The organism is Streptomyces sp. NBC_00249 (assembly GCF_026342355.1).
Taxonomy (GTDB): Bacteria; Actinomycetota; Actinomycetes; order Streptomycetales; family Streptomycetaceae; genus Streptomyces.
Genome location: NZ_JAPEMV010000008.1, coordinates 291934 through 318337, shown reverse-complemented (window position 1 = coordinate 318337; position 26404 = coordinate 291934). Strand labels below are relative to the sequence as shown.

Annotated in this window: 25 protein-coding genes, 1 tRNA gene and 2 pseudogenes; 16 read left to right on the top strand and 12 right to left on the bottom strand. The window is 73.4% G+C overall.

Features of this window, described 5'->3' with window-relative positions; genetic code table 11:
- Positions 1–47: 47 nt before the first annotated feature.
- Positions 48–293, bottom strand: coding sequence for a heavy-metal-associated domain-containing protein (locus OOK31_RS31135; RefSeq protein WP_267090714.1), 246 nt, complete (start codon positions 291–293; stop codon positions 48–50).
- 184 nt (positions 294–477) lie between these two features.
- Here OOK31_RS31135 and OOK31_RS31130 point away from each other — a divergent pair.
- Positions 478–666: pseudogene (locus tag OOK31_RS31130) on the top strand (cation:proton antiporter); the annotation flags it as partial.
- A 209-nt stretch (positions 667–875) separates the two neighbouring features.
- Here OOK31_RS31130 and OOK31_RS31125 read toward each other — a convergent pair.
- The 3 genes from OOK31_RS31125 to OOK31_RS31115 all read right to left on the bottom strand — a co-directional run bounded on the left by OOK31_RS31125 (position 876) and on the right by OOK31_RS31115 (position 3307).
- Complete coding sequence (locus OOK31_RS31125) at positions 876–1076, bottom strand: AlpA family transcriptional regulator (protein ID WP_030297784.1); 201 nt, start codon at positions 1074–1076, stop codon at positions 876–878.
- Between the two features lie 231 nt (positions 1077–1307).
- Complete coding sequence (locus OOK31_RS31120; protein WP_267090713.1) at positions 1308–2321, bottom strand: Gfo/Idh/MocA family protein; 1014 nt, start codon at positions 2319–2321, stop codon at positions 1308–1310.
- 71 nt (positions 2322–2392) lie between these two features.
- Complete coding sequence (locus OOK31_RS31115; protein ID WP_267090712.1) at positions 2393–3307, bottom strand: sugar phosphate isomerase/epimerase; 915 nt, start codon at positions 3305–3307, stop codon at positions 2393–2395.
- A gap of 63 nt (positions 3308–3370) precedes the next feature.
- Here OOK31_RS31115 and iolC point away from each other — a divergent pair, with 63 nt between their 5' ends.
- The 10 genes and pseudogenes from iolC to OOK31_RS31065 all read left to right on the top strand — a co-directional run bounded on the left by iolC (position 3371) and on the right by OOK31_RS31065 (position 11756).
- Positions 3371–4363: a 5-dehydro-2-deoxygluconokinase gene (gene iolC / locus OOK31_RS31110; protein WP_267090711.1), complete on the top strand. Its 993-nt coding sequence runs from the start codon at positions 3371–3373 to the stop codon at positions 4361–4363.
- Positions 4364–4370: 7 nt separating this feature from the next.
- A complete protein-coding gene (gene iolB, locus OOK31_RS31105; RefSeq protein ID WP_267090872.1) occupies positions 4371–5255 on the top strand; it encodes a 5-deoxy-glucuronate isomerase in 885 nt (294 codons plus the stop codon).
- The gene (iolD, locus tag OOK31_RS31100) at positions 5252–7126 is read left to right on the top strand and encodes a 3D-(3,5/4)-trihydroxycyclohexane-1,2-dione acylhydrolase (decyclizing) (protein WP_267090710.1); all 1875 of its coding nucleotides are present in this window, start codon (positions 5252–5254) and stop codon (positions 7124–7126) included. Before iolB ends, iolD begins: the two co-directional genes overlap by 4 nt.
- Before the next feature lie 12 nt (positions 7127–7138).
- On the top strand, positions 7139–8638 hold the full coding sequence (locus OOK31_RS31095) for a CoA-acylating methylmalonate-semialdehyde dehydrogenase (protein ID WP_267090709.1): 1500 nt from the start codon (positions 7139–7141) through the stop codon (positions 8636–8638).
- 176 nt (positions 8639–8814) lie between these two features.
- A complete protein-coding gene (locus tag OOK31_RS31090) occupies positions 8815–9021 on the top strand; it encodes a hypothetical protein (protein ID WP_267090708.1) in 207 nt (68 codons plus the stop codon).
- Positions 9005–9526: a DUF6879 family protein gene (locus tag OOK31_RS31085; RefSeq protein WP_267090707.1), complete on the top strand. Its 522-nt coding sequence runs from the start codon at positions 9005–9007 to the stop codon at positions 9524–9526. Before OOK31_RS31090 ends, OOK31_RS31085 begins: the two co-directional genes overlap by 17 nt.
- A pseudogene (locus tag OOK31_RS31080) lies at positions 9516–10358 on the top strand (helix-turn-helix domain-containing protein). The gene OOK31_RS31085 and the pseudogene OOK31_RS31080 overlap by 11 nt, the downstream one beginning before the upstream one ends.
- Before the next feature lie 118 nt (positions 10359–10476).
- Positions 10477–10626 carry a hypothetical protein gene (locus OOK31_RS31075; protein WP_267090706.1) on the top strand — a complete coding sequence of 50 codons (150 nt, stop codon included), beginning with the start codon at positions 10477–10479 and terminating at the stop codon, positions 10624–10626.
- A 205-nt stretch (positions 10627–10831) separates the two neighbouring features.
- Entirely contained in the window at positions 10832–11263 is a 432-nt protein-coding gene (locus OOK31_RS31070; protein WP_267090705.1) for a hypothetical protein, read from the top strand.
- A 70-nt stretch (positions 11264–11333) separates the two neighbouring features.
- Positions 11334–11756, top strand: coding sequence for a hypothetical protein (locus tag OOK31_RS31065; RefSeq protein WP_267090704.1), 423 nt, complete (start codon positions 11334–11336; stop codon positions 11754–11756).
- Between the two features lie 61 nt (positions 11757–11817).
- Here OOK31_RS31065 and OOK31_RS31060 read toward each other — a convergent pair whose 3' ends face one another.
- The 5 genes from OOK31_RS31060 to OOK31_RS31040 all read right to left on the bottom strand — a co-directional run bounded on the left by OOK31_RS31060 (position 11818) and on the right by OOK31_RS31040 (position 18033).
- Complete coding sequence (locus tag OOK31_RS31060; RefSeq protein WP_267090703.1) at positions 11818–13131, bottom strand: hypothetical protein; 1314 nt, start codon at positions 13129–13131, stop codon at positions 11818–11820.
- Between the two features lie 62 nt (positions 13132–13193).
- Positions 13194–14291: a DUF916 domain-containing protein gene (locus OOK31_RS31055; RefSeq protein WP_267090702.1), complete on the bottom strand. Its 1098-nt coding sequence runs from the start codon at positions 14289–14291 to the stop codon at positions 13194–13196.
- 81 nt (positions 14292–14372) lie between these two features.
- The gene (locus OOK31_RS31050) at positions 14373–15665 is read right to left on the bottom strand and encodes a hypothetical protein (protein WP_267090701.1); all 1293 of its coding nucleotides are present in this window, start codon (positions 15663–15665) and stop codon (positions 14373–14375) included.
- 199 nt (positions 15666–15864) lie between these two features.
- On the bottom strand, positions 15865–17499 hold the full coding sequence (locus OOK31_RS31045; RefSeq protein ID WP_267090700.1) for a S8 family peptidase: 1635 nt from the start codon (positions 17497–17499) through the stop codon (positions 15865–15867).
- 120 nt (positions 17500–17619) lie between these two features.
- On the bottom strand, positions 17620–18033 hold the full coding sequence (locus OOK31_RS31040) for a GNAT family N-acetyltransferase (protein WP_267090699.1): 414 nt from the start codon (positions 18031–18033) through the stop codon (positions 17620–17622).
- Between the two features lie 354 nt (positions 18034–18387).
- Between OOK31_RS31040 and OOK31_RS31035 the strand changes: the two genes are divergently transcribed.
- Entirely contained in the window at positions 18388–19146 is a 759-nt protein-coding gene (locus tag OOK31_RS31035) for a nucleoside deaminase (protein ID WP_267090698.1), read from the top strand.
- On the opposite strand, the gene OOK31_RS31030 is transcribed toward OOK31_RS31035, so the two are convergent.
- Positions 19041–19742, bottom strand: coding sequence for a 4'-phosphopantetheinyl transferase superfamily protein (locus tag OOK31_RS31030; RefSeq protein ID WP_267090697.1), 702 nt, complete (start codon positions 19740–19742; stop codon positions 19041–19043). The two genes, OOK31_RS31035 and OOK31_RS31030, sit on opposite strands and share 106 nt — an antisense overlap.
- An 86-nt stretch (positions 19743–19828) precedes the next feature.
- Between OOK31_RS31030 and OOK31_RS31025 the strand changes: the two genes are divergently transcribed.
- Positions 19829–20632, top strand: coding sequence for an alpha/beta fold hydrolase (locus OOK31_RS31025; protein WP_267090696.1), 804 nt, complete (start codon positions 19829–19831; stop codon positions 20630–20632).
- 4 nt (positions 20633–20636) lie between these two features.
- On the opposite strand, the gene OOK31_RS31020 is transcribed toward OOK31_RS31025, so the two are convergent.
- Positions 20637–21155: a hypothetical protein gene (locus OOK31_RS31020; protein ID WP_267090695.1), complete on the bottom strand. Its 519-nt coding sequence runs from the start codon at positions 21153–21155 to the stop codon at positions 20637–20639.
- Between the two features lie 348 nt (positions 21156–21503).
- Here OOK31_RS31020 and OOK31_RS31015 point away from each other — a divergent pair, with 348 nt between their 5' ends.
- Positions 21504–22037 (top strand): phospholipase, encoded by a 534-nt coding sequence (locus OOK31_RS31015; RefSeq protein WP_267090694.1) that lies wholly within the window; start codon positions 21504–21506, stop codon positions 22035–22037.
- 294 nt (positions 22038–22331) lie between these two features.
- Here the strand turns inward: OOK31_RS31015 and OOK31_RS31010 are convergent.
- Positions 22332–22404 (bottom strand) — tRNA-Arg (locus tag OOK31_RS31010).
- A gap of 332 nt (positions 22405–22736) precedes the next feature.
- Between OOK31_RS31010 and OOK31_RS31005 the strand changes: the two genes are divergently transcribed.
- Positions 22737–24350: a dynamin family protein gene (locus OOK31_RS31005; RefSeq protein ID WP_267090693.1), complete on the top strand. Its 1614-nt coding sequence runs from the start codon at positions 22737–22739 to the stop codon at positions 24348–24350.
- Between the two features lie 4 nt (positions 24351–24354).
- Positions 24355–26361 carry a YfjP family GTPase gene (locus OOK31_RS31000; RefSeq protein WP_267090692.1) on the top strand — a complete coding sequence of 669 codons (2007 nt, stop codon included), beginning with the start codon at positions 24355–24357 and terminating at the stop codon, positions 26359–26361.
- The last annotated feature ends 43 nt before the right edge of the window (positions 26362–26404 follow it).

Here is a 26404-nt window from a genome sequence, read left to right as displayed (position 1 = left end):
GCTGGCCGGTACGGCCCGGCGGGGTACTGCGCAGGAGAAGGTGATGCTCAGGCCTGGGCCTGGGCCTGGCCCGCGAGCGCGTAGCCGGCCTCGTCCACGGCGGCGCGCACGTCGGCCTCGGCGAGCGGCGCGGCCGAGACCACGGTGACCTCGCCGGTCGCGGCGACGGCCTTGACCGAGGTCACGTCCGGCAGGGCGGCGAGCTCGGCGGTCACGGCTCCCTCGCAGTGCCCGCAGGTCATCCCGGTCACCTTGTACACGGTGGTGGTGCGGGTGTCCGTCTCGGCGGTCATGTCGTTCTCCTTCGTCGGGGTGTCTCTTCTTCGAAGACTATACCCCTAGGGGGTATGGAGGCGAGTCTACGCGCCCACTCTTCCGGAGCGGCCGACAGGCCCGAATCATACGTAAATGGCTCATATGGATCACTCGGTCACCCTCATCCTGATCATGGCCGTCGCGGTCCTCGCCCCTTTGCTCCTCAAGAGCCGCTTCGGCACCGTGATGACGGCCGTCGGATCGGTCGGCGAGTTCGGGCCGGCCATCGCCATGGCCCTGCTGCTCAGCGGCCGGGCCCCCGCCCGCTCGGCGGTGCTGCTCGCCGGCTTCGCCGTGCTCACGGCGGCGGCGGTGTTCTGGGCGCTGCGGCCCAAGCCGCCCTGGTTCGCGGGGGAGGCGGCGGCGCTGGTGGGGGCCGCGATGGTGTCGGTACTGGTCTTCCCGCTGCTCGGGCTGCGGCTGCTGGGCCGCGGCCGGGTCGAGCGGGAGCGGACGCCGGAGGCCGAGTCCTGGTGACGCGGAGCCCGCGCCCCCGCCTCCGCGGTGCGGGGCCGGGGGAGGCCCGCGCCGCGGAGGGCCGGTGTCGTGGGGTCGGGGGGTCAGTCCTCGCGGCGGCCCCGGTTGCCGGGGCGGCGGGCCACCCAGGTGCGGATGGTGTCGGCGTACCAGTAGGGCTTGCCGCCCTCCACGTGGTCGGGGGCGGGCAGCAGCCCGTGCTTGCGGTAGGAGCGCACCGTGTCCGGCTGCACCCGGATGTGGGCGGCGATCTCCTTGTACGACCACAGCTGTCGGTCGCTCATCCACGACACCTCCTGGTCCACGCCGCGGGGCCGGCCGGGAGGCCGTCGGGGGAGCCGGCGCGTGGACACTGACGATCACTCGGGGTTGTGCCCGGAGAACGACCCTCGGTGAGCGCGGGGGAGGGGCTGTCGACCCCCTGTGACGGAAAACCCGCGTAACGCGGACATGTGTGACACGAGGGCGACTCCTGTGACAGATGCGGCACAGGAGCCACCCGGGTCGAGGGGTGTTCAGCGCCGGTACAGCTCCGGCCGCTCCGCGAGCCGCACCTCGGTCCGTACGCCGCCGCGCGCCGCGGCCAGTCCCGCCTCCGAGACGGCCGCCGCCGCGTAGCCGTCCCAGGCGTCGGGCCCGTCCACCCGCCCGCGCGCCGCCGCGGCCACCCACCGCCGCACCTGCCGGTCGTAGGCGTCGGCGAACCGCGTGGTGAAGTCCTGGGTGATCTCCCCGCCCCACCGGCCGCCCGACTGGACGACCATCGCGTGGCCGTCGCCGATCCGGGCGCTGCCCCGCTCGCCCACCGCCTCGCACTGCACCTGGTAGCCGAACCCGCAGTTGACGAAGATCTCCACGTCGACGACCGCCCCGCCGGAGGTCTCCAGCAGCACCAGCCGGGGGTCGCGCAGCCCCTCCGGCGCCGCCGAGGAGGGCGTGGGGGAGAGCACGGTCACCGCGGTGACCTCCTGCCCCAGCAGCCAGCGGGCCGCGTCCACCTCGTGCACCACCGAATCGCTGATCAGCATGTCGCTGGTGAAGAACGAGGGCGAGGCGGCGTTGCGGTGACGGCAGTGCAGGAACAGCGGCCGGCCGATGCCGCCCGCGTCCAGCAGCTCCTTCAGCCGCTCGTACTCGGCGTCGAACCGCCGCATGAACCCGACCTGCACCAGCCTCCGGCCGAGCCTCCGCTCCGCCTCCAGGATCCGCAGCGCCCCCTCCGGGTCCGGGGTCAGCGGCTTCTCGCAGAGCACCGGCAGCTCGCGGCGCAGGGCGTGCAGGATCGCTTCCTCATGGGCGGGCCCGGGCGAGGCGATCAGTACGGCGTCCACCCCGGGCGCCCCTATCGCCGCCGCCGGGTCGGTGTACGCGCCCGCGCCGTCCAGGCCCGCCGCGACCTCCTTGACCCGGTCCCCGTCCGGATCCGCGACCGCCACCACCCGCGCCCCGCCGACGGTGTCGCCGATGCGCCGGACGTGGTCGGCGCCCATCTTCCCGGTACCGATGACGGCGATGCCGAGCGTGCTCATGTCTCGTTCCTCCAGGGGAGCGTGTCGGGGGTGGGGCAGGGCGTGCCGGTGTGCGGTGGGGCGCGTACGGGTCAGCGTGCGCCGCAGGAGCGCAGGTAGGCGCGGGTGCGGCGGGCCACGGGCAGCGGCCGGTCGGGCGGGCACGGGTACATGTCCTGCTCCACGATGGCGAACAGGTCCACCCCGAGCCGCTGCGCCGCCGTCAGTACGGGCTCCAGCGCGGGCACCCCCGAGGGCGGCTCGCACATCACCCCGCGCGCCACGGCCGGGCCGAAGGGCACCTGGTCCGCCACCACCTCGGCGAGGATCCGCGGGTCCACCTGCTTGAGGTGGAGGTAGCCGATCCGCTCCCCGAAGGTCTCGATCGCCTCGACGCTGTCCCCGCCGCAGTACGCGTAGTGCCCGGTGTCCAGGCACAGCGAGACCAGCTCCGGATCGGTGGCGTCCAGGAAGCGGGCCACGTTCTGCGGGGTGTCGATGTGGGTGTCGGCATGCGGGTGGACCACGATCCGCAGCCCGAACCGCTCCCGGACCTCCCGGCCCAGGCGCTCGGTCTGGGAGGCCAGTTCACGCCATTGACCCGGGGTCAGGACCCGGTCCTCCAGTACCTCGCCCGTCTTGTCGTCCCGCCAGAACGACGGGATGACCACGAGCTGGTCCGCGCCCATGTCCCGGGTCAGCGCCGCGATCCGCGACACGTGCTCCCAGGTCTCCTCCCAGACGGCGGGCCCGTGATGGAGTCCGGTGAAGACCGTGCCGGCGGACACCCGCAGCCCCCGCTTCGCGGTCTCCTCCGTGAGCCGGGCCGGATCCGTGGGCAGGTAGCCGTAGGGGCCGAGCTCGATCCACTCGTACCCGGCGTCCGCGACCTCGTCGAGGAAACGCTCCCAGGGGACCTGCCGGGGATCCTCCGGGAACCAGACACCCCAGGAGTCCGGAGCCGAACCGACACGGATACGGGTCAACGCGGGCGGGGAGGAGCTCATGACGGCCACCTTAGGGTGCGAGGCTCGACGGGACGGGGAGGACGAATGGGAGGAGTGCCTGCTGTGACCACCGGGGACAGGGCCGCGTACGAGGGGCCCGCGGAGGGCGAGGCTCCGTACGACCTGATCACGATGGGGCGGATCGGGGTGGATCTCTACCCGCTGAAGACCGGCGTACCGCTCGCCGAGGCCGACACCTTCGGCAAGTTCCTCGGCGGCTCACCGGCGAACGTCGCCGTCGCCGCCGCCCGGCTCGGCCGGCGCTCCGCGGTCATCACCCGCACCGGCGCGGACCCCTTCGGCGCGTACCTGCGGGCCGAACTGCGCGGATTCGGCGTCGACGACCGGTGGGCGGGCGAGGTGGCGGGCTACCCGACCCCCGTCACCTTCTGCGAGATCTTCCCGCCCGACGACTTCCCGCTCTACTTCTACCGGTTCCCGAAGGCGCCCGACCTGGAGATCCGGCCCGAGGAGGTCGACCGGGACGCCGTTCGGGCGGCACGGGTCTTCTGGATGACGGGCACCGGCCTCAGCGCGGAGCCCAGCCGCAGCGCCACTCTGGCCGCGCTGGAGGCCCGCTCGAAGGCGGGGACGACCGTCTTCGACCTCGACTGGCGGCCCATGCTGTGGGAGGGACCGCCGCAGCCCTGGTACGAACAGGCCCTGGGGCGGGCGACCGTGGCCGTCGGCAACACCGAGGAGTGCGCGGTCGCCACCGGCGAGAGCGAACCGTACGCGGCCGCGCGGGCGCTGCTCGCCGCCGGAGTGGAGCTCGCCGTGGTCAAACGCGGCCCGCGCGGGGTCCTGGCCGTGCACCGCGACGGGACGGCGGTGGAGGTGCCGCCGGTGCCGGTCACCGTCGTCAACGGGCTGGGCGCCGGGGACGCGTTCGGCGGCGCCCTGTGCCACGGGCTGCTCGCCGGCTGGGACCTGGCACGGACCCTGCGCTACGCCAATGCCGCCGGGGCCATCGTCGCCTCGCGGCTGGCCTGCTCGACGGCGATGCCGTTCCCGCACGAGGTGGAGGAGGTGCTCGGGCGTGCCGCCGGTGTCTGAGTGGGAGATGGAGTGGACCCGGCTGCGGATCCTGGAACTCGCGCCGGGAGAGACGTACGCGCATGCGTGCGGGGACGCGGAGTGGATCGTCCTCCCCCTGTCGGGCGGCTGCGAGGTCCGCTGCGCGGAAGCTTCCCCGGGTGCGGGCCGAAATCCAGCCCCGGCGGCGTTTGAGGCGCGGGGCTCTGGGGGCGGAGCCCCCAGCAGCGGACCGCAGGTCTTCGGACTCAAGGGACGGGCCGGGGTGTTCGACGGCCCGACCGACTTCGCCTACCTGCCCCGGGACGGCCACGCCGAGATCCGCTCGGCGGAAGGAGGGCGATTCGCCCTGGCCGGCGCCCGCTGCGAGAACCGCCTCCCCGCCCGGTACGGGCCCGCCGGCGCGGTCCCCGTCGAGCTGCGCGGCGCGGGCCACTGCTCCCGGCAGGTCAACAACTTCGCTGCCGCCGGCGTCTTCCCCTGCGACCGCCTCATCGCCGTCGAGGTGCTCACCCCCGGCGGGAACTGGTCCTCGTACCCGCCCCACAAGCACGACGCGCACCACCCGGGCCAGGAATCCCGCCTGGAGGAGATCTACTTCTTCGAGATCGCCCCGCACGGCGACACCCCGGGCCTGGGCTACCAGCGGGTGTCGCCCTCCCCGGCGGGGAAGACGGACATCCTCACCGAGGTCCGGACCGGCGACGCCGTCCTCATCCCCGACGGCTGGCACGGCCCCTCCATCGCCGCCCCCGGCCACGACATGTACTACCTGAACGTGATGGCCGGACCGGACGCGGAACGCGAGTGGCTGATCCGGGACCACCCCGACCACGGCTGGATCCGCGACACCTGGCCCGCCCAGGCCGTGGATCCCCGGCTGCCCTTCCCCGCCGCGGAGCGTGACGCATGAGGCTGACCGTCGCCCAGGCCCTCGTACGGTTCCTGGCCGTCCAGTACACCGAGCGCGACGGCCGCCGGCAGCGGCTGATCGCCGCGACCTGGGGGATCTTCGGGCACGGCAACGTCGCCGGGATCGGGCAGGCCCTGCTGGAGAGCGGGCCGGGCGCCATGCCCTTCCTCCAGGGCCGCAACGAACAGGCCATGGTGCACGCCGCCGTCGGCTGGGCCCGCCAGCGCGGGCGGCTCTCCGCGCACGCCGTGACCACCTCCGTCGGGCCCGGCGCCACCAACCTCGTCACCGGGGCCGCCCTCGCCACCGTCAACCGGATCCCGGTCCTGCTGCTGCCCGGGGACACCTTCGCGACCCGGCCCGCCGACCCGGTGCTCCAGCAGCTCGAAGTGCCGTACGCGGGCGACGTCTCCGTCAACGACACCCTGCGGCCCGTCTCCCGCTACTTCGACCGGATCACCCGCCCCGAGGCCCTGGTCCCCGCGGCCCTCCAGGCGATGCGGGTGCTCACCGACCCCGTGGCGACCGGGGCCGTCACCCTCGCGCTGCCGCAGGACGTGCAGGCCGAGGCCCACGACTGGCCCGAGGAGTTCTTCGCCGACCGGGTGTGGTCCGTACGCCGCCCCCGCCCCGACCGCGCCGAGCTGGCCGCCGCCGCCGAAGCGGTACGGGGCTCCGCGCGCCCGCTGATCATCGCGGGCGGCGGCATCCGGCACAGCGCCGCCGGGCCCGCCCTGGCCGCCTTCGCGGAGGCCACCGGGATCCCGGTGGCCACCACGCAGGCGGGCAAAGGGGTGCTGCCGTGGGACCACCCCGCCGAGGTGGGCGGCGTGGGGCACACCGGGACGGACACCGCCGCCGCCCTCGCGCGGGAGGCCGACCTGGTCATCGCCGCCGGGAGCAGGCTCACCGACTTCACCACCGCCTCCGCGACCCTCTTCCAGGACCCGGCCGTCCGCTTCCTCGGCCTCAACCTCGACCCCTTCGACGCCCACAAGCTCGCCGCCCGGCCGCTGGTCGCCGACGCCCGCGAGGGCCTCGCGGAGCTGCGGGAAGCGGTCGCCGGGTACCGGGTCGACCCCGCGTACGAGGCCGCGTACACCGCCGCGAAGGCCGCGTGGGAGGCCCGCGTGGACCGCGCGTACGCCGTGCCCGCCTCCGACGAGGACCGGCCGCCCACCCAGACCCAGGTCCTCGGCCTCCTCGACGCCCTCGTCGACGACACCGACATCCTCGTCAACGCCGCCGGCTCGCTCCCCGGGGACCTCCACAAACTGTGGCGGGCCCGCTCCGGCGACCAGTACCACCTGGAGTACGGCTACTCCTGCATGGGCTACGAGATCCCCGCCGCCCTCGGCGTCGGCCTCGCCGCCCCCGGCCGCCCGGTGTGGGCGCTCGTCGGCGACGGGACGTACCTGATGAACCCCACCGAGATCGTCACCGCCGTCCAGGAGGGCGTCCCGCTGCGGCTGCTGATCCTCGACAACCACGGCTACGCCTCGATCGGCGGCCTCTCGGGGGCCGTGGGCGCCGAGGGCTTCGGCACTGCCTACCGCTTCCGGGCGCCCGACCGCACGTACACCGGGGACCCCCTTCCGGTGGACCTCGCGGCGAACGCCGCCTCCCTCGGGATGGCCGTGATCCGCACCCGCACCATCGGTGACCTGCGAAAAGCCCTCGCGGTGGCGCGTGAGGCGGACCGTCCCACATGTGTCTACGCACAGACCCGAACACCCGACACTGTGTCGGGCCCACCCCCGGCACCGGCGTGGTGGGATGTTCCTGTGGCCGAGACCGCGACCCGTGCGTCGGCGGCCCAGGCCCGTGAAGAGTACGACCGGCAAGCCGCGCAGCGACGTCGCCATCTGTGAAGGAGCTCAAGCATGAAGACCGTCAACCACTGGATCGGTGGCAAGACCGTCGAGGGCGCGTCGGGCAACTACGGCCCGGTCACCGACCCGGCGACGGGTGAGGTCACCACGCAGGTCGCCCTCGCCTCCGCCGAGGAGGTCGACGCGGCGGTGAAGATCGCCCAGGAGGCCTTCCTGTCCTGGGGCCAGTCCTCGCTGGCCGCCCGCACCAAGGTGCTCTTCGCCTACCGCGCCCTGCTCGACGCCAACCGCGACGCGATCGCCGAGCTGATCGTCGCCGAGCACGGCAAGGTGCACTCGGACGCGCTGGGCGAGGTCGCGCGCGGCCTGGAGATCGTCGAGCTGGCCTGCGGGATCACCACGCAGCTCAAGGGCGAGCTGTCCACCTCCGTCTCCAACCGGGTGGACGTCTCCTCGATCCGCCAGCCGCTGGGCGTCGTCGCGGGCATCACCCCCTTCAACTTCCCGGCGATGGTGCCGATGTGGATGTTCCCGCTGGCCGTGGCCTGCGGAAACACCTTCATCCTCAAGCCGAGCGAGAAGGACCCGTCGGCCTCCGTCAAGCTGGCCGAGCTGATGACCGAGGCCGGCCTGCCGGCGGGCGTCCTCAACGTCGTCCACGGTGACAAGGTCGCCGTCGACGCGCTGCTGGCCCACCCCGGCATCTCCGCCGTCTCCTTCGTCGGCTCCACCCCGATCGCCCGCCACATCCACACCACCGCCTCCGCCAACGGCAAGCGCGTCCAGGCACTGGGCGGCGCCAAGAACCACATGCTGGTGCTCCCGGACGCCGACCTGGACGCCGCCGCCGACGCGGCCGTCTCCGCCGCCTACGGCTCGGCCGGCGAGCGCTGCATGGCCATCTCGGCCGTCGTCGCGGTCGGCTCCATCGCCGACGAGCTCGTCGAGAAGATCCGCGAGCGCGCCGAGAAGATCAAGATCGGCCCCGGCAACGACCCGACCTCCGAGATGGGCCCGCTGATCACCGCCGCCCACCGCGACAAGGTCGCCTCGTACGTCAAGGGCGCGGCCGCCCAGGGCGCCGACGTGGTCCTCGACGGCACCGGCTACACGGTCGAGGGCAACGAGAACGGCCACTGGATCGGCCTGTCCCTCCTGGACAACGTCAAGACCGACTCCGACGCCTACCGCGACGAGATCTTCGGCCCGGTCCTGTGCGTCCTGCGCACCGAGACCTACGAGGAGGGCGTGGCCCTCATCAACGCCTCGCCCTTCGGCAACGGCACCGCGATCTTCACCCGCGACGGCGGCGCCGCCCGCCGCTTCCAGCTGGAGATCCAGGCGGGCATGGTCGGCGTGAACGTGCCGATCCCGGTGCCGGTGGGCTACCACTCCTTCGGTGGCTGGAAGGACTCGCTCTTCGGCGACCACCACATCTACGGCAACGACGGCATCCACTTCTACACCCGCGGCAAGGTCGTCACCACCCGCTGGCCGGACCCCTCGGACGCCCCGGCAGGCGTCGACCTGGGCTTCCCCCGCAACCACTGACCCCCCGGACACAGGACCCCCGGCCAACCCTCACCGGCCGGGGGTTCCTGCTGTCCCGGGCTCCGTCTTTATGCGACAACGCGAATATTGGCGAGGCCGCATGGACGGCGGGCCGCACCCCCTCGTACCGTCATGGTCACCAGCCCAACCGGGCTGCCCGACAAGGGGGTTTCGCCATGGCTCGTGAGGAACTGACCCGACTTACTGGCAACGGAAACGGCAATTGCAGCAGGAACGACTGCCCCAACGTGTATGTCTCGCCGAGCGGCTCGATCATCGTCCAGGGGGACGTGTCCACGGTCTTCCAGCCCCCGGCCGGTGAGGGCCTCGTCGAGATCCCTGAGGCAGTGCTGAGGGAGGCGTTCCGTGCTCTTGGATGGTGACGCATGGCGATCCAGGTTCCAGAGCTTCACGGTCGAAGCGTGGCGACTGGAGACCCTGCCGCAGTACCTCGTACCGCAGGAAGAGGAAGAGCTCCAGGCGTTCAGGGCCGGAGCGCGCATCGACCCGCATGCCTACTCAAGCGAGTACACCGACGACCTGAAGCGCCTGGTCCGCGAGGGTAAGAGTAAAGGGCGCGTGCACATCGTGACACGTCCACTCTCGGAATACCTGCGCTACGAGTTCATGTGCTACCTGCCTCACGCATGGGCCGGTGAGCAGATCCGCATACTCGATGTGACCGACCGCGAGAACCCCCTTGAGGGCGTCCAGGACTTCTGGATGTTCGACCGCTCCGAAGTGGTGCTGATGAATTATCACCCGGACGGCCGACAGATCAACCGTGAAGTCTATGAGGGAGAGCTCGCCCCGTTCATCGAATACCAGCGCATCGCCATCGCCGAGTCGGTGCCCTTCGAGGAGTACGTGAAGGGCATTGACGCTTGACCCTCAGCAGCTAGGTGAGTCCAGGGCTGGCCTAGCACAAACACTAAAGACGCTACGCAAGCGGGCCGGGTGGACTCAGACCCGGCTCGCTCAGCGCTGCAACATGTCTCAAACGAGAGTCAGTAACATCGAGAGCGGGAAGCTAACCCCCGCTCTCTTTGACGTAGAACTCATCCTCCGAGCACTCGACGCACCCGCCTCGCTCGTAACCGAAGTGATGGCACTAGCACGGATGGCCAACACCGAATGGAAGGACGACTGGTCTTCCCGTCGCAGGGGATTGGACAAGCGGTAGAATGAGCTGGCCGGCTTCGAGAAGTCGTCCACAGAGTTCCGCTACTTCCTGCCGACGATGATCACAGGCCTCCTGGCTACGCCGGAGTATGTGCGGGCCAGCATCGCGGACGTTCCTGGAGACCAGAGCAAGACCGTGGCGAAGAAGCTTGAGCGTCAGGCCGTCCTTTACGACGGCTCGAAGCGGTTCACGTTCATTCTGACCGAACAGGCCGTGCGATGGCCGCTCATCCCTCCGGCCGCTCTGGCCATTCAGATGGACCGATTGGCCTCGCTGACTCGGCTCTCCAATGTTCGGATCGGTGTAATCCCCATCGGGCCGGCTGTCATGCCGGGCCCCTTGAATGTTTTCACCGTCTACGACGACCGCATCGCCACCGTGGAAGCCTCTACCGGTGTGATGGTCTTCCGGGATTACCGGGACGTGTCGGCATACCTGGGTGAGTTCGCAAAATTCGAACAGCATGCCCTGTTCGGTGAGCAAGCCAGGGAACGCCTGAACGAGTGGTCGGCCGTCTTTACCCGACAACGCGAATAAGGCTTCAGTAGGGGCTCGCCCGGCCCGAAGATTGTCGAGTAACGAACGGCGATCGGGAGGGGCGCAAATGGCCGGCAATCAGGCGAGGGCCATAAGTCCGGCGGTAGCCCGCCTTTTCATGCCCGAGTGGCCGCAGCCTCCCGCCGACTGCCCCAGGTGCCAGAAGTGGGCCGAGGCGCGCGTCCTGGCCAAGGGCCCGCTCAGGGGAACGGTCGTCAGCGACATGAACGTGCTGATCCGCCGCCACGCTGCGCGGGGGCACCAGTGAGAGCGGCCGTCCCGGGCAGTGCCAAGGCGTCGTGGCCCAAGCCCGCCGAGCGCTGCGGGGTCTGCACGGCACTGGATGCCGAGCGGCGCGAAGCCCACGACGAAGGCGACCTCCGGACCGTGGCCCAGGTGAACACGGAGATCCGCAATCACCCGCACATGAGGCGGCGTACCAGGTGACGAGAGGGAATCTCACTGTGACGAGCATGCTGGAAAGTTCCATCGCCCTACGGCGCGGGCGGGACCTCGTCGGTTCCGAGCTGTTCGAGAAGGTGTCCGAGTTCTGCGCGGTGGAGTACGGACACGAGTTGTCCGTAGCCCGCCGGATCGTGGACCAGGCCCTTGCCTTCCTCAAGGTCATGGGGGACGCGCGCGCGTTCGACATGACCCCCTCGGCCGTCGTTGACCCCGGCTGGCATTCGTTCGCGCTGCACACCCAGGCGTACCGAGCCTGGTGCCTGGAGCAGTTCGGGTACTTCCTGGACCACGAGCCCAAGGCCACCGTCCGTACGCGGCCCCTGATCGGCTCCGTGGCGGAGCGCATCAAGGCTGCCGGCTTCGACGTGGACGACCGCCTCTGGGGCGCCGCCAAGGACTGCAACCCGCCCGCCTGCTGCGGTGACGGCGACGGCTGCTGACTCCATCGGAGAGACGAGCCCCGGGTGCGGCCGATGCGCCCGGGGCTCACCGTGAACAGAGGTTGACGGCATGCCGGTTGATGAGACCGTTTCAGGGCAGAGCAGAGTCACGGTCTTCCGGATGTTCGGGACCGTCTTCGGCTACGCCACGCTCTCCCTCGATGCCCGGAACCTGGGGGATGTCGCGGTGGTGGGGCCCCTCACTCCCGGTGTCGAGTGGGGGCGGCTGTGGCAGATGGCCCGGACGATGTGCCGGCCTTCCGAGGGCGACGGTGAACACGCCCGCTGGATCATGGCGCAGGCGAACCGCTCGTTCATCTGTGGCAGCGACGTGGTGGTGAGGTTTCCTCAGGGGACGTGGAAGCTGGCGCGCGGGAAGCGGGCCGACCTCCACGGGTACTGCAACCGTGACCACCTCTGGACCGGTGCCATGACCGTGGACGAGGTCACCCCGGAACAGGTAGCCGCATACACGCCGATCTACATGGCCTAGTTGGGGGTGGCCCGCCCCCTCGCTGTGGCAGGGGGCGAGTCCGTTCCGCCTCGGGGCCGGGTCAGAACAGGGACCAGACGTCCTTCGCCGCCGTCGCGCTCCACACCGCGTCGCCGTGGCCGTAGCCCGGGACGAGGGCGAAGCGGACGCGGGTGTTGCCGCCCGCGCGGATCAGGTCCGCGCCGTGCGGTTCGTCGCCCCGGCCCAGTTCGGTGTTGACCCACACCACCTCCGCGCGGATCCGCGGCCAGTCGATCCGGTACGTCGCTTCGTCCCCCGCCCACACCGCCGCCAGGTCCCGCATCAGGGCCGTCGGGACCAGACCGCTGCCGAGTGCGGTGGTGGCCGCGTGCCAGGTGGTCAGGGAGGTGTGGTCCAGGGTGAAGCGGTCCTCGGCCGGGCCGCCCGCGCCGAAGGCGTAGCCGCCCGCACTGTGGCCCTGCCGGTAGATCCAGTTCGCCGGGCCGGGCAGCGCGGCGGTGCGGACCAGCGCGAAGTGGGCCAGGCCCGCCCGGGTGAAGCGCCGCGCCGGGTCCGGGGGCCAGGGCACGGCGGAGGGGGCCGCCGGATCGGACACCGCGCCGGCGATCAGCGCGGCCAGCCCCGGGTCGGCCGCGTGCACACCCCGGGCGAGCTGCTCCTCGTACGCGTCCCTGGTCCGGGCCGCCCGGAGCGCGAGCTCGCCGGTGTACGGGCCGGTGGTGTCCAGGACGAGCACCCGGCCCAGCCGCGGCGAGGGGTCGTGGGAGGCGGCGTCCAGGGCGAGGGCGGCCCCGGCCGAATGGCCCGCGTACTGGTACGGCAGGCCCAGTACGGAGTCCAGTACGCCCACCACCTTCGCGAGGTCCCGGCGGTGCGCCGCGAGCCCCCGGTCGGGCCCGATGTCCTCGGTCCGGGAGGCGTCCTCGCGCGGGGTGACCCCGACGACCAGCAGGCCCTGCCCGAGCAGGTGGCGGGCCAGGCTCACCCCGCCCGGGGTGCCCGGGGTGTCGAAGTCCGCGGTGAAGTTCAGGCCACCGCCGGGCAGGAGGTATGCGATGCCGTGCGGCGCCCGCGCCGTGTCCGCGAGCACGTCCACCGTGACCGGGGCCGCGCCGCCGTCCTCCAGCGGGAGGGTGAGGCGTATCCAGCCGTCGCCGGGCAGGTAGGCGGCCGTCCCCGTGCCGAGGGCGCGCTCGACGCGGGTCAGCAGGCCCGCGCCCTTGGCGGCCCGGTCCCCGGAGGCCGCGCCCAGGGTCAGCGCCGCCGCGCCGGCCAGGCCGCCCGCGAGCACCGCCCGGCGGTCGGGGCCCGGCCGGTCGGGTCCCGGCTGGTCAGGGCCCGGCTGGTCAGGGCCCGGCTGGTCGGTCCGGGGCTCGCTGTGCTCTCGTTCCATCGGTCTTGTCTCCCCGTAGCCGGTGATGGCCGAATGCCGTCACCCGCAGACACCCTCGCCGGTCAGTGCGCCCCCGCCAAGTCCGGTACGGGTTCCGTTTGTTCCGGGCCGCCGCGGCGGCGCCGGCGCAGCACCCGCAGGGTCACCCCCGCGCCCGCCAGGACGAGGACGGCGCCCAGCGCCGGCCAGGGCACGGCGAGGAACTCCGTGGCCGAATCCGAGCGCAGATCGGGGTAAGCGGCCGCCCCCGCCGCGACGTTGACGGTGACCCAGTCCAACTGTGGCGAGTCCTGCCAGGGTTCGGTCAGCTCGACCCGCTGGCCGGGCAGCAGCACCAGCTTCGGCTCCCGGGCCGGACGGTCCAGGACCCGGCGCCCGAAAAGCCCCTCCGCGGACACCGACACCTTCGGCTCGACCACCACGTTGCCCCGGTTGACCAGCGTGTACGTGACGGTGGCGTGCGCGTCCTTGACCCACGGCAGGACCGGCGCGCCCCGGGTGACCCGTACGTCCTCCACGCTCAGCCCGGGCGTCAGCGGCCCCGGCACCCGGAAGTACAGCCGGGCGCCCACCGAACGCTTCACCCCGACCTGCACCTTGCCGTCCTTCTGCACGCCCTCGACCGCCGTGTTCAGCGCGACGATCCCGCCGACGTGGTCGCCCGGAACCGCGTCCTGGGGCACCTTCACGGTGAAGGGGACGTCCTTGCGGCCCTTGGGCGGGACGGTGACCGTCGTCGCGGTTTCGGGCGGCAGCGCGATCCAGGTGCCCAGGTCCTTGGGCTTCGTCTCGACGGGCAGCAGCGCGAAGGCGCCACCGGAGGGGGTGTTGACGGCGTCGGTGGCGAAGACCTGGAACGTGAGCTCCTTGTCGGAGGAGTTCAGGATCGTCACGCTGTCGCTCACGGAGCTGCCGGCGGCGCCCTGGTGGAAGAAGTAGGCGCGGTCGGTCATCGGGGCGCCGGCCGGGGGCGTCGGGAACACCCCCCAGGTGCCGTTGTCGGCGGCCGAGGCGCTGCCGGCGGACGCCACCGGGAGCAGGACGAGGCCGCAGAGCGCGGCGAGCAGGGCGTGCAGCACGGCGCGGGGGCCGCGGGTGGCGGCGTAGCGGGTACGGCGGGTACGGCGGGTACGGCGGGTACGGCGCGTGCGGAGCGGCATGGGCGGTGGTCTCCAGTCGCGGCGGACAGCGGGAAAGGTGGCGCGGCGCCGGAGCGCCGCACCACCCGGGGCCGGGCCTGATCAGGCGATCGAGAAGGTCACGACCGACTGGTAGGTGTCGGCGAACATGAACGGCGGCAGCTGGAGCATCGCCGCGCCGCCCACCGCGAACTCGCCGCCGGTCAGCTCCTCACCGCCGGCCGCCTGGGAGGCGACCTTCATCGGGGTGTCCGTGATCGCACCCGGGGCACCGGCGGAGCAGGTGCTCGGGCTGTCCGGGTTGGTCACGGTGCAGGACGGCTGGATGCCGAGCTGCGCCTTGGCCATCGCGTGGCCGCTGACCGCGTTCAGGAACGGCGTACGGGTCGCCGTCACGTCCCAGCCGAGGCTGCCGCCGCGGAAGTCCTGGACGGTGGCCGCGTTGAACGCGCCGAAGACCGACTGCGCCTTGCCGTTGATGGTCACCGCGCCGAAGCTGACGGCCGGCTGGCCGTCCTTGGGCCCGAGGGCCAGCGGCCCGGGCAGCACCTCGATGTCGACCGGGTTCTTCACGCCCGCCTGCTCCTCGACGAACACGAAGGGCTTGGCCGGGGGCACCGAACCGTCGATCTTGATCGCGTCGGCCTTCTTGCTGACCGTGACGGTGCAGGTGGCGGCGCCGGAAGCGTCCGCCGTGCCCGTACCGGTGTCACCGGTGGCCGCGCCCCCGAGGAGGGCGGAGCAGGTGACCGGCCCGGCCGGGAAGTTGGCGCCGGTGACGACGACGGCGGTGCCCGCCTTGCCGCTGTTGGGCGTCAGCCTGGTGGTGACCGGGTCCTTCGGCAGGGCCTCGACGGCGATCGAGCCGACGGAGGCGCTCGGGCGCGGTTCCGGCGTACAGGTGGTCGTGTAGACCGTGCCGCCGAGGTCCGCGTCCGTGATCACCTGGTCGACGGTGATCTGGATCGTGGTGCCCTCGGTGCCGTCCGGGACGGTGATGTTCCCGCTGAAGGCGGGCGGGTCGGCCTTCTTGCCGGCCTCCTGGTGGCTGGCGACGGCGGGGCTGGTCACGGTCTGGGCGACACCGTTGACGAGCAGCTTCGCCTTGATGGTGTTGACCGTGTCGATGGTGAACATCGGGACGACCGGGGTCTCACCGGGGTCGATGGTGATCGGCACGCTCTGGCCCGCCTTGGCGGTGTCCGGCACCGTGACCGTGAAGTCCTGGCTGCCGGTGGCGCCCGGCTGCGGTGCGGGGGCGACGCACTTCACGGGCACGGGTGTGGTCTTGGTCGCGGCCTGCGCCGTTCCCGTCAGGGCCACGACGCCGCCCGTCAACGCCAGGGAAAGGGCACCCGCCCCGGCCAGAACTCTTCGTCGGAACGTTGTACTCACTGGGTCGCGACTCCTTCGTCAGACGAACCCCTCCCCCCACCCGCTGTGCGGGGAGGCCGAGCCGGTGCGGATGGCCGTCATTGACGCGTCGCCGTGACAAGAAGTCAATGGCTTGCTTTCGCCCGAAGCGCACACACATTGATGGCCCATCAGACCGGGTCTGACGGGCCATCGGACAGCGCTGTCGGATACCGACCGGTCAGTGTGCGGGCGGCGGTTCGGCGGGGGCGTGCAGGAGCAGGTTCACGGTGCCCGCGGGGAGGCCCGTGATCCGGCCCGGTACGGCCGCGCGGAGCAGGGCCCGGCCGACCTGCTCCGGGGTGCGGGCGGTCCCGCCCGCCAGGACCAGCGCGGCGGCGCCCGCCACGTGCGGGGCGGCCATGGAGGTGCCGGTGGCCCGCGCGAGGGCGGTCGGGGAGCCCTTCCAGGCCGAGGTGACGGACACGCCCGGGGCCGCCAGGTCCACGCAGGAGCCGTGGTTGGAGAAGGCGGGGTGGCGGTCGGCGGCGTCCGTCGCGCCGACCGTGAGGGCCTGGGGGACGCGTGCGGGGGAGCCGGAGCAGGCGTTCCTGCCGTCGTTGCCGGAGGCGACGGTGACGGTGATCCCGGCGGCGACGGCGCGGACGACCGCCGCGTCCATGGCGCGGCTGGGGGTGCCGCCCAGGCTCATGTTGGCGACCACGGGCCTCGCGCCGGGCCCGGCGGTGGCCATGGTGCGGGTGGCGTCCTTCACCATCCAGTCGAGGCCCTTCAGGATCGCCGACAGGCTCGCGTCGCCCCGGCAGTCGGCGACCTTCACCCCGACGAGGGAGACGCCCTTCGCGACCCCGTACGTGGCTCCGCCCACCGTGGCCGCGACGTGCGTGCCGTGGCCGTTGCAGTCGGAAGCGCGCTCCATGAACACCGAGTTGTAACCGGAGCGGGCGCGGCCGCCGAACTCCTGGTGGAGGGTGTTGATGCCGGTGTCGACGACGTAGACGGTGACGCCCGCGCCGGTACGGGCGTACGTGTACCCGCCGTCGAGGGGCAGTTCGCGCTGGTCGATCCGGTCGAGGGCCCAGGGGGCGGGGTGTTGGCGGGGAGGGGCGGGTGCGGGGGCGGGGGCGGCGGGGGGTGCCGGGATGGCGGGGGCAGTTGGGGTGATGGGGGCTACCGGTGCGGCTGGGGAGGTTGGGGCGGCCGGGGTGTCGGCGGGGGCTGGTGGGGTGGTGGCAGCCGGAGGGGTGGTGGGGGCGGCCGGAGTGTCTGCGGAGGCTGGTGGGTTGACGGGAGTGGCGGGCGCGGCCGGGGTGTCTGCGGGGGACGGTGGAGTGACGGGAGTGTCTGCAGGCGCCGGTGGGGCGATGGGGGCGGCTGGGGTGTCTGCGGGGCCGGTTGGGGCTGTTGGGCCGGCTGGGGTTCCTGCGGGGGCCGGTGCGGTGACGGGAGCGTCTACGGGGGCCGGTGCGGCAGCTGGGGCGGTGGGGGCCGGTGCGGGGGCCGGGGGAGGGGTGTCGGCCGGGGGGTCGGAGATCCGGTACCGGGTGTCCGGCTCCACCGAGGCCACACGGGGGTCGGCGGCGAGTTCGGCGGCGCGGGCCGCGGTGGTGCGTACCGCGAACCCGTCGAGGGCGGTGTCGTAGACCGGTCCGACCTGGTCCCCGGCGTCCGCGGCCTCGGCGACGAGGGCGCGGGTGTGGGCCGGGGCGCGCGGGGTGGTGCCCTTGAGGACGACGACGTAGGGGGCGGTGGAGGTGTCGGCGGCATCGGCGGCGTCGGCGGTGTGCGGCGGCAGGACGGTGGCCGCCGCGAGCAGGGCGGCGGCGGCCGGGAGCAGCGCGGTCAGTGCGGTCATGCGGCCGATGCTCGGCCAGCATGCGCGGCGGCGCGCGGAGGGAGCGCCGAGTGGCCCCACGACACGCCGCCGGAGAGGTGCCCCGACCCTCCCGGGGTCCCGGGGCCCGCGACGGCCCCCTCAGGGCGTGAGGTTCCAGCCGAGCATGCTGAAGACGCCCTCGTCCTCGGCGCCCGCCGCGCCGTACGTGGCGAGCGCCGGGTCGTTGTCGGTGTCGACCCCCACCCACATGCCGTAGCAGCCACGCGCCTTGGCCTCCTCGGCCAGGGCCAGGGTCAGGGCGCGCCCGATCCCGCGCCGCCGGTAACCCTCGTCCACGGAGAGCTCGTAGAGGAACATCTCGGTGCCCTTGTCGGGGTGGGTCATCTCGACGCCGGAGACCATCCCGGCGGGGACGCCGTCGACGTAGGCGATGAGCATCAGGTGTCCGGACGCGGCGAGGAAGCGCGCGGACCACTCCTCGCGGGCGGGCCCGTCGAAGAGCCCTTCGGCGGCCTGGAGTTCGGCGGCGGTACGGGCGGGGCGGATGTCCATGGGCGGCAGCCTAGGCGCTGTCCCGTCCGGACCCTGCCCGGCCAGCGCCGCCCGGCACCGCGCCCCTCCCCGAGCTACCGCTGGGAGGTGCCCCCGGCGCTGGCCGAGCACCCGAGTGCGTCCGGTACGCGGGAGCCCCGCCAACGCGCCGAGGCGCTGTCGGCCCCGGGACCACGGCACCGGACGACGCGGGCCTGACCGGTGGCGTGCCCGCGAGGCCCGTGTCGTCCGGCGCCGGCCGTGCCGAGGCGGCGGGGCGTCCGCGCACGGGACCTGCTCAGGTGCTCCGACGACGCCGTGAGGCGCGGCGCCGGGCTTCGACAGCAGGGTCCGGGGGCGTGCGAGCATGCGGGAATGACACGTGGTGGGGGCGGGGACTTCGAAGTGGTGTGGGCGGCGGCGCCGGAGGCGGTGCGGCGGGCTCTGACGCTGTCCTACGAGGCGTTGGCCGCCGGAGGCCTGGCCGTGGGAGCGGTACTGACCGATCCGGCGGGCGCGGTGCTGGCGGAGGGCCGCAACGAGGCCTACGAGGAAGGCCCGGGCACCGGCCCGCTGCGGGGCACCCCGCTGGCCCACGCCGAGATGAACGCCCTCGGGGCCGCCCGGACCGGGTGGGACCTCGGCAGCGCCACGCTCTGGAGCACGCAGGAGCCGTGCGGGATGTGCGCGGCCGCGGCGGGGTTCACGGGGGTGGGCCGGGTGCGCTACCTGGCGCCGGACCCGTGGGCGCTCGCCGAGGGCGCCGACGGCTCCTCGGGAGCGGAGCCCGTCGGGGAGGACCTGTGGCTGCTCGCGGCGAACGTGATGTTCCTGCGCAGCGTCGCCGTGGCCGCCGCCGGGCCCGGCGAGCCGGAGATCCTGCGCCACCACCGCACCGCCGAACCGGAGACGGCCGCGCTCCACGACGCCGTTCCGGCGGGGCTGCCCGGAGCCGGGCCGGCGGAGGCCTGGCTGGCGGGGCTGTGGCCGCGGCTGGACCGGGCCGCGTCCGCCCGCGCCGCCCGGCTTCAGGCGTCGAGGAGCGCGAGCGCGGCGGCGTACCCCGCCGGCGCGGACAGGTCCCGCAGGGACCAGCCCGGGACCGGGGCGGGGGCGTCCGCCGAGCCGACGTAGGGCTCGACCAGGCCCTGCGCCAGACCCGTACCGGTGGCCTTGAGGCAGGCCTCCTTACGGGACCACACCCGGGCCATCCCGGCCGCCCGGTCGGCGCCCGCCAGCGCGGTGAGCTCGGCCGTCTCCGCCGGGTGCAGGGTGCTCAGTACGTCCTCCACCGCCTCCGCGCCCGGCACGGCCTCCACGTCGACGCCCACCGGGACCCCGGCGAACGCGAAGTACGCCACGTCGTCACTGTGCGAGAGCGAGAAGTGCAGCGCGCCCCCCGCCACGGCGGGCCGGCCGTGCGGGCCGCCGCAGCACGGGCAGGTCTCCCGGACCAGCACGACCTCCTGCGGAGCCAGCCCCAGATAGCCGCCGAGCAGCAGCCGGAGCCCCAGGTGCGAGGCCAGGTAGCTGCGCCGGTGGCTGTCCCGCAGCAGCCGCGCGGCCCGCTCCCGTTCGCCCGTGTCCAGCAGTGCCTCGGCCCCGTCGGCCTTCCGGCCGCCGATCACCGCGAGTCGGGTGTCCAGCGCCCATACGGCCACGTCGGTGCCCACAGGGAGCGGTCCGAGCCGGGCCGCCTCGGCGCCGAGTTGGTTCACATGGTCGATCACCTCATGAGGGTAGACGAGGGCTTCGGGAACCCGGATACCCTCAGGCGGAACGTGCCAGAGCAGGGCTCCAGGGGGGAACACACACCGTGCACAATGCCGTCGTGACACCGGAGGGCGACCGCATCCGCTGGGTCGAACTGCCAGGGGAGGAACCGGCCCGCGTCTACCTCCACGGCCTCGGATCCACCTCGCCCGCCTACTTCGCCGCCTCCGCCGTGCACCCGCTGCTCGCCGGGCGGCGCTCGCTGCTGATGGACCTGCTCGGGCACGGCCACAGCGACCGGCCCGAGGGCTTCTCCTACACCCTGGAGGCACACGCCGACGCCGTGGCGCAGGCCCTCACCGCCGCCCGCGTCGAGGGCGCCGAGCTCATCGCGCACAGCATGGGCGGCGCGGTGGCCATCGTGCTGGCCGCCCGGCATCCCCGGCTGGTCTCCCGCCTCGTGCTGGTGGACGCCAACCTGGACCCGGCGCCGCGCACCCCCGTCACGGCGGGCAGCAGCGGCATCGCCTCCTACACGGAGGAGGAGTTCCTGGCCGGAGGCTGGTCCGAGGTCCGCGAACGGGTCGGCGCGCACTGGTGGTCGACGATGAGGCTGGCCGGCCGTACCGCCCTGTACCGCACCGCCGTCCACCTCGTCGAGGGGACGAAGCCCACCATGCGGGAGCTCCTGCTGGAACTGCCGATCCCGCGCGCCTACCTGCACCCCGAGGGGGACGGGCCCGCCGCCGCCGAGGCCCTGGAGGCCGCCGGAGTCGCCGTCGTCGCCGTCCCGGACTGCGGGCACAACATCATGCTCGACAACCCGGACGGCTTCGCCCGCGCCACCACCGCAGCCCTGGCCCAGCCCCAGGCCCCGACCCAGGATCCGGCTCCGGCCCAGGCCTAGGCGTCTATCCGCGCGACGCCGGGACGGCCGTGGCCCCGGCCTGTATTCGCGCTCCCGGCGACGGCGTGCCGTCGGTCCAGGCGTAGACCTTCTTGCCGCGTACGGCCACCTGGTACTGGTAGAAGTCCCGGCACTCGGGCCGCTCCTCGGCCCGGGTGTCACCCGGCCACCAACGGGCGCCCAGGCGGGGCCCGCCGGCCTTGCGCACCGCCGGGGCGGCGCACTGCGGTCCGTCGAGCGGGGTCGCGCCGAGGGTGAACCGGATCAGCCGGGCCTGGCCGGTCGTCCGCGCCTGTATCCGGACGTCGGTGGCGTCCTTCGGTATCCAACTGGGCAGGGTGAACGCCCTGTCGCCGCGCGCGGACGCGTCGGCGGCGGAGGCGTAACGCTTGCCCTTCTCCTGGAAGACCCGGTCGCTGAGGACGCTCGTGACCGGGTTGGGCGGCAGGTTCGGCAGGGCGAAGGCAGCGGTGGCCAGGGCTCCTACGACGGCGGCGACGATGACGAGCGGACGGCGGTTCATGCCTACAAGTGTTCGTGGCGGAGGCCGTTCGCGCGTCCCTCCGCAGTACGAATCCTGACTCTGCCGCAAGTCGCACACGGCGTCATACCTGAGAGGGGTCCCGGCTCCCCGACCCGGCCCCTGGGACCCCCACGGCCCAGGCCCGGGGCCCCGTACCCAGACCCGCCCGCCCGGATCGGGGACACGCGTCAACGCACGCTGACCGGACCGCGACGCACGCGCACGGACCGCGGTTATAGGGCCGGTAGGGACCGGAGATATGGCGGGCTCCGAGGGTGGGACCCGACGCCGCACCGGGAGTTGACCGGGCGGCCCGTCCGCCCCGCCGCCCCGTCCCGGAGGAATGCCATGCGTCGCCGTCTCGCACCCCTGCTCGCCTCGGCCGCGGCCGGTCTGATCGCCGTCGCGACCCCCGCGTCCGCCGCCCCCGCTGACAAGCCGCAGGTCCTGAGCAGCTGGACGCAGACGAGCGCCTCCAGCTACAACGCCTGGGTCGCCGCACGCGGCAGCCAGGGCAACTGGGCCGCGTACGGCTTCGACTGGTCGACGGACTACTGCAGCTCGTCCCCGGACAACCCCTTCGGGTTCCCCTTCCAGACGGCCTGCGCCCGCCACGACTTCGGCTACCGCAACTACAAGGCGGCGGGTTCCTTCCCCGCCAACAAGTCCCGGCTGGACGACGCCTTCTACTCGGACCTGAAGCGGGTCTGCTCCCAGTACTCCGGGGTCAAGAAGGGTTCCTGCGACAGCACGGCCTGGACGTACTACCAGGCGGTCAAGGCCTTCGGCGTCTCCCCGGCCGACGCACCGGTGGCGGACGCACCGGCTGGCGCACCGGCGGACGCGCCGGTTGACGCCCCCGCGGGTGCCCCGGCCGCCTGACCCGCGCCCGACCCGCGCGCGGCCCGCGCCCGAGCGCACCCGGCCCGCCCCTGATCGCCGTCCCGCCCGCACCCCCGTCGGGCGGGACGGCCTGTTTCCGGCCGTTCCCGAGTCCGAGTCCGAGCCCGTCACCGGCCCCGGCCCCGTCACCGGCCCCAACGAGTTGAAGCCCGGCGCCTTCAGGCGCCGGGCTTCAGCCGATCGAGGTCCTCGCGTCGCCGTCGCCGTCGTCGCCACCGGGACGGGACACACCGGCGGACCCGGGCGGGTCCTTGCGGGGAGGTGGAGAAAGAGTGCCCCCGGCAGGACTCGAACCTGCGGCCAAGTGCTTAGAAGGCACCTGCTCTATCCACTGAGCTACGGGGGCCGGAAGGTGGCCGTGGTGGCCTGGAGCCCCTTGGTGGGGGTGGGACTACGGTCCGTGCCGGGTCAAGGATAGGGCTCCGGTCGCCTTGTCCCGGTTGCTTCACCCGCGTGCCACGATGTGGAGGTTCGGTGAAGCGGTCCCGATACTCGCAGGCAGGTGCGATTCTCGCACCGCTTTTGCGCCGCGGCGCCCTGGGTGTTGTGCACTCGTTATGCCTGCGTCCCACTCGTCCGCCGTGTCCAGGATGTCCCGCTGGAGTCGCGGTCGGCGCGCAGAGGGCGTATAAGCTTCAAAAATGGTCCCAAATTGGGCATTCTTCGCATGTGGTGACCTTGGATGTTCGGCCTCAGCTGCTCGATGCCCTGTCCGCCCTGCGCGACCGGGTCGCGTCCGTGCGTCTGCCGCTGCCCCTGCCCGGCGCCCCGCGCGCCCGCCAGACCAGAGCCGAGCTGCTCGCGCAGCTCGACGACTACCTCGTACCCCGGCTGAAAGCGCCCGAGGCGCCGATGCTCGCCGTCGTCGGCGGGTCCACCGGGGCCGGTAAGTCCACCCTCGTCAACTCCCTCGTCGGACGCCAGGTGAGTGAAGCCGGGGTACTCCGGCCGACGACACGCACCCCCGTGCTCGTCTGCCATCCGGATGATCATCACTGGTTCGCCGGGATGCGGATCCTGCCCGACCTGATGCGCGTATGGGCCCCGCAAGGGGAGGAGGAACCGCTCCCCGCGTCCAAACGGAACGCCCCCCGCGCCGCGGGCCGCCGCACCGCGACCCGTGAACTGCGCATCGAGACCGTCTCCACCCTCCCGCGCGGGCTCGCCATCCTCGACGCCCCCGACATCGACTCCCTCGTGGTCGAGAACCGGACACTCGCCGCCGAACTGATCTGCGCCGCCGACGTCTGGGTCATGGTCACCACCGCCTCGCGGTACGCGGACGCCGTCCCCTGGCACCTGCTGCGCACCGCCAAGCAGTACCGGGCCACCCTCGTCACCGTCCTCGACCGGGTCCCGCACCAGGTGCTCGCCGAGGTCTCCCGCCAGTACGGGGCCCTGCTCACCCGGGCCGGACTGGGCGACCTGCCGCGCTTCACCGTGCCCGAGCTGCCCGAGTCGGCCGGCGGGGGCGGGCTGCTCCCGGCCAGCGCCGTCGCGCCGCTCCTCGCCTGGCTCAGCCACCACGCCCAGGACCCGGCCGCCCGCCAGTACGCCGTCGGGCGGACCGCGCTGGGCGCCCTCGACTCGCTCGGCCGCCGCATGCCGGAGCTCGCCTCCGCCGTCGCCGCCCAGTACGCCGCCTCCGTACGCCTCACCTCGGCCGTCGAGGACGCGTACAAGAGGGAGGGCAAGCGGGTCCGGGGCCGCCTCGACCGCGGCGCCGTACTCGCCGGGGACGCGCTGACCCGCTGGCGCGGATACCCCCTCGACACCAGCGCCGACGAACTCCTCGACTCCCTCGCCGAATCCCTCGCCGCGCTGCTCCAGTGCGCCGTCGCCGCCGCCGACGAACGCATCGCCGACGCCTGGCGGCGCGAACCGGCCGCCGGAGCCCTGGCCCTGCCCGCGCCCGACCGGGAAGCGGCGGAACGTATCGGCATGGCCGTACGCCGCTGGCGGCGCGTGCTGGAGGAACTCGCCGAGGAGGAGGTCGCCAAGCTCGACAAACAGCCCGCGCCCGACCCCGACTCCATCGCCGCCCTCCTCGTAGCCGCCCTCCTGGGCGGCAAGAGGGCCCGCCCGGCGGGGGAGAAGCTCGCCGAACGGATCGGCGTACAGGCCGCCGTACGCCTGCGCGACCGGGGCGGGGAACTCGTCGGCGAACACCTCGACCAGGTACTGCGCGCCGAACGCGACCGCAGGCTCGCCCCGCTGGAGGCGCTCGAAGTGACACCGGAACCACAGGCCGAGCTGATCGCCGCGCTGTCCGTACTGCAGAAGGAGAGGTGACGCGGTGACCGCCCTGACCGACCGCGACCGGACCGACGACCGCTGGGACGACGGACTGATCGCGCGCTCGCGCCGCCTCGCCACCCGCAAGGGCCGTCGCGGCGGTTCGACCGGACCCGCCGGCACGGACCCCGAAAGCCTCCAAGGGCAGGACCCGGGCGGGGACACGAAGGACAGGGGGAGGAGCCCGGACGAGAACCCGGGCCGGGACCTCGACCCGGGCCGGGACCTCGACCTCGACCTAGACGTGGACCTGGACTTCGACGAGGAGCAGGACGCGGGCGACGAGGCACTCGTACGGGCGGTCTCCGGCGCCGGGAACGACGGCGGCAAGGCCCCCGCGCCCCCGCTCAGCCCCGAGGCCCAGGCCCTGCGCACCCGCCTCGACGCGCTGCGCCAGCTCGTCGGACTCTCCCGGACCCGGCTCGACGGCAAGACCCTCGCCGAGGCGGGCCGCGTCCTCGACGAGGCGGCCGCGCGCCGCGGGCTGTCCCCACAGCACACGGTCGTCGCGATCGCCGGAGCCACCGGAAGCGGCAAGTCCACGCTCTTCAATTCACTCGCCGGAGTGCAGATCTCCGAGACCGGCCTGCGTCGCCCGACCACCGCCGCTCCCATCGCGTGCAGCTGGTCGGACGGGGCGGCCGGACTGCTCGACCGGCTGGAGATCCCGGGCCGGCTGCGGCGCCGGCCCCGCGAGACCTCCGAGGCCGAGGCGCTGCGCGGGATGGTCCTCGTGGACCTGCCCGACCTGGACTCGGCGCTGCTCACGCACCGCGACCACGTCGACCGGGTCCTGGCGCTGGTCGACGCAGTGGTGTGGGTGGTCGACCCCGAGAAGTACGCGGACGCCGTCCTGCACGAGCGGTACCTGCGGCCGCTGGCCGGGCACGCCGAGGTGACGTTCGTCGTGCTCAACCAGGTCGACCGGCTCCCCGGCGAGGCCGCCGACCTCGTACTGGACGACCTGCGCAGACTCCTCGACGACGACGGGATCGCCCTCGGCGAGCACGGCGAACCGGGAGCCACCGTGCTCGGCCTGTCCGCCCTGACGGGTGAGGGCGTCGGGGAACTCCGCGAGCTCCTCGGACAGTTCACCCAGGAGAAGGGCGCCGCCACCCGGCGGATCTCCGCCGATGTCGACCGGGCCGCCGCGCGCCTGCGCCCGCTCTACGTCGCCGACGGCCACGCGGGGCCCGAGATCGGCGAAGTGGCGCGCGCCGAGTTCGAGGACCGCCTCGCGGAGGCGGTCGGGGCGTACGCGGCCGGGCTCGCCGCCGAGCGGGCCTGGCGGCGCAACGCGGGCAAGGCCTGCGGGACGCCCTGGCTGCGGCTGTGGCGCTGGTACGAGAGCCGGCGCGCCCCGCGCTCGCTGGCGGGCCTGGCCGCCCTCGCCGCGATCGGCCGCTCCCCGGCGGTGTCCGCCGAACCGCCGGTGGAGGAGGAGGTGACCGCCCGGCAGCGGGTGGAGCAGGCCGTACGCCTCGTCGCCGACGAGGCGGCCGTCGGCCTGCCCGACTCCTGGGCGCAGGCCGTACGGGAGACCGCGGTGCGCGGCGCCGAACGGCTCCCGGAGGCGCTGGACGACCTGGCGGTGACCCTGGGCGCGGCGGTCGCGGTGCCCAGCGCCAAGCCGCCGCGGCCGACGTGGTGGCCGGCGGCGGTCCTGGCGCAGGCGGCCATGACGCTCGTGCAGATCTTCGGCGGGCTGTGGCTGGTCGGGCAGATCGTCGGGGTCCTGGAGCCGCGACTGCTGCCGCCGGTGCTGTTCATGGTGTCCGGCATCATCGGCGGGCCGCTGGTGGAGTGGGCCTGCTCGATCGCGGCCCGGGGCCCGGCGCGCCGGTACGGGCAGGACGCGGAGCGGCGGCTGCGGCAGGCCGCCGCCGGCTGCGGGCGGGCCCGGGTGCTGGAACCCGTCGCGGCCGAGCTGTTGCGCTACCGCGAGGTGCGGGAGCAGTACGCGACGGTCGCCGCAGGGGGGACGAGGTTGTCCACAACCCGCCAGTAATCCACAGGCCGGAGCGGGGATTCGCGGTCCCGGCCAGCATGGT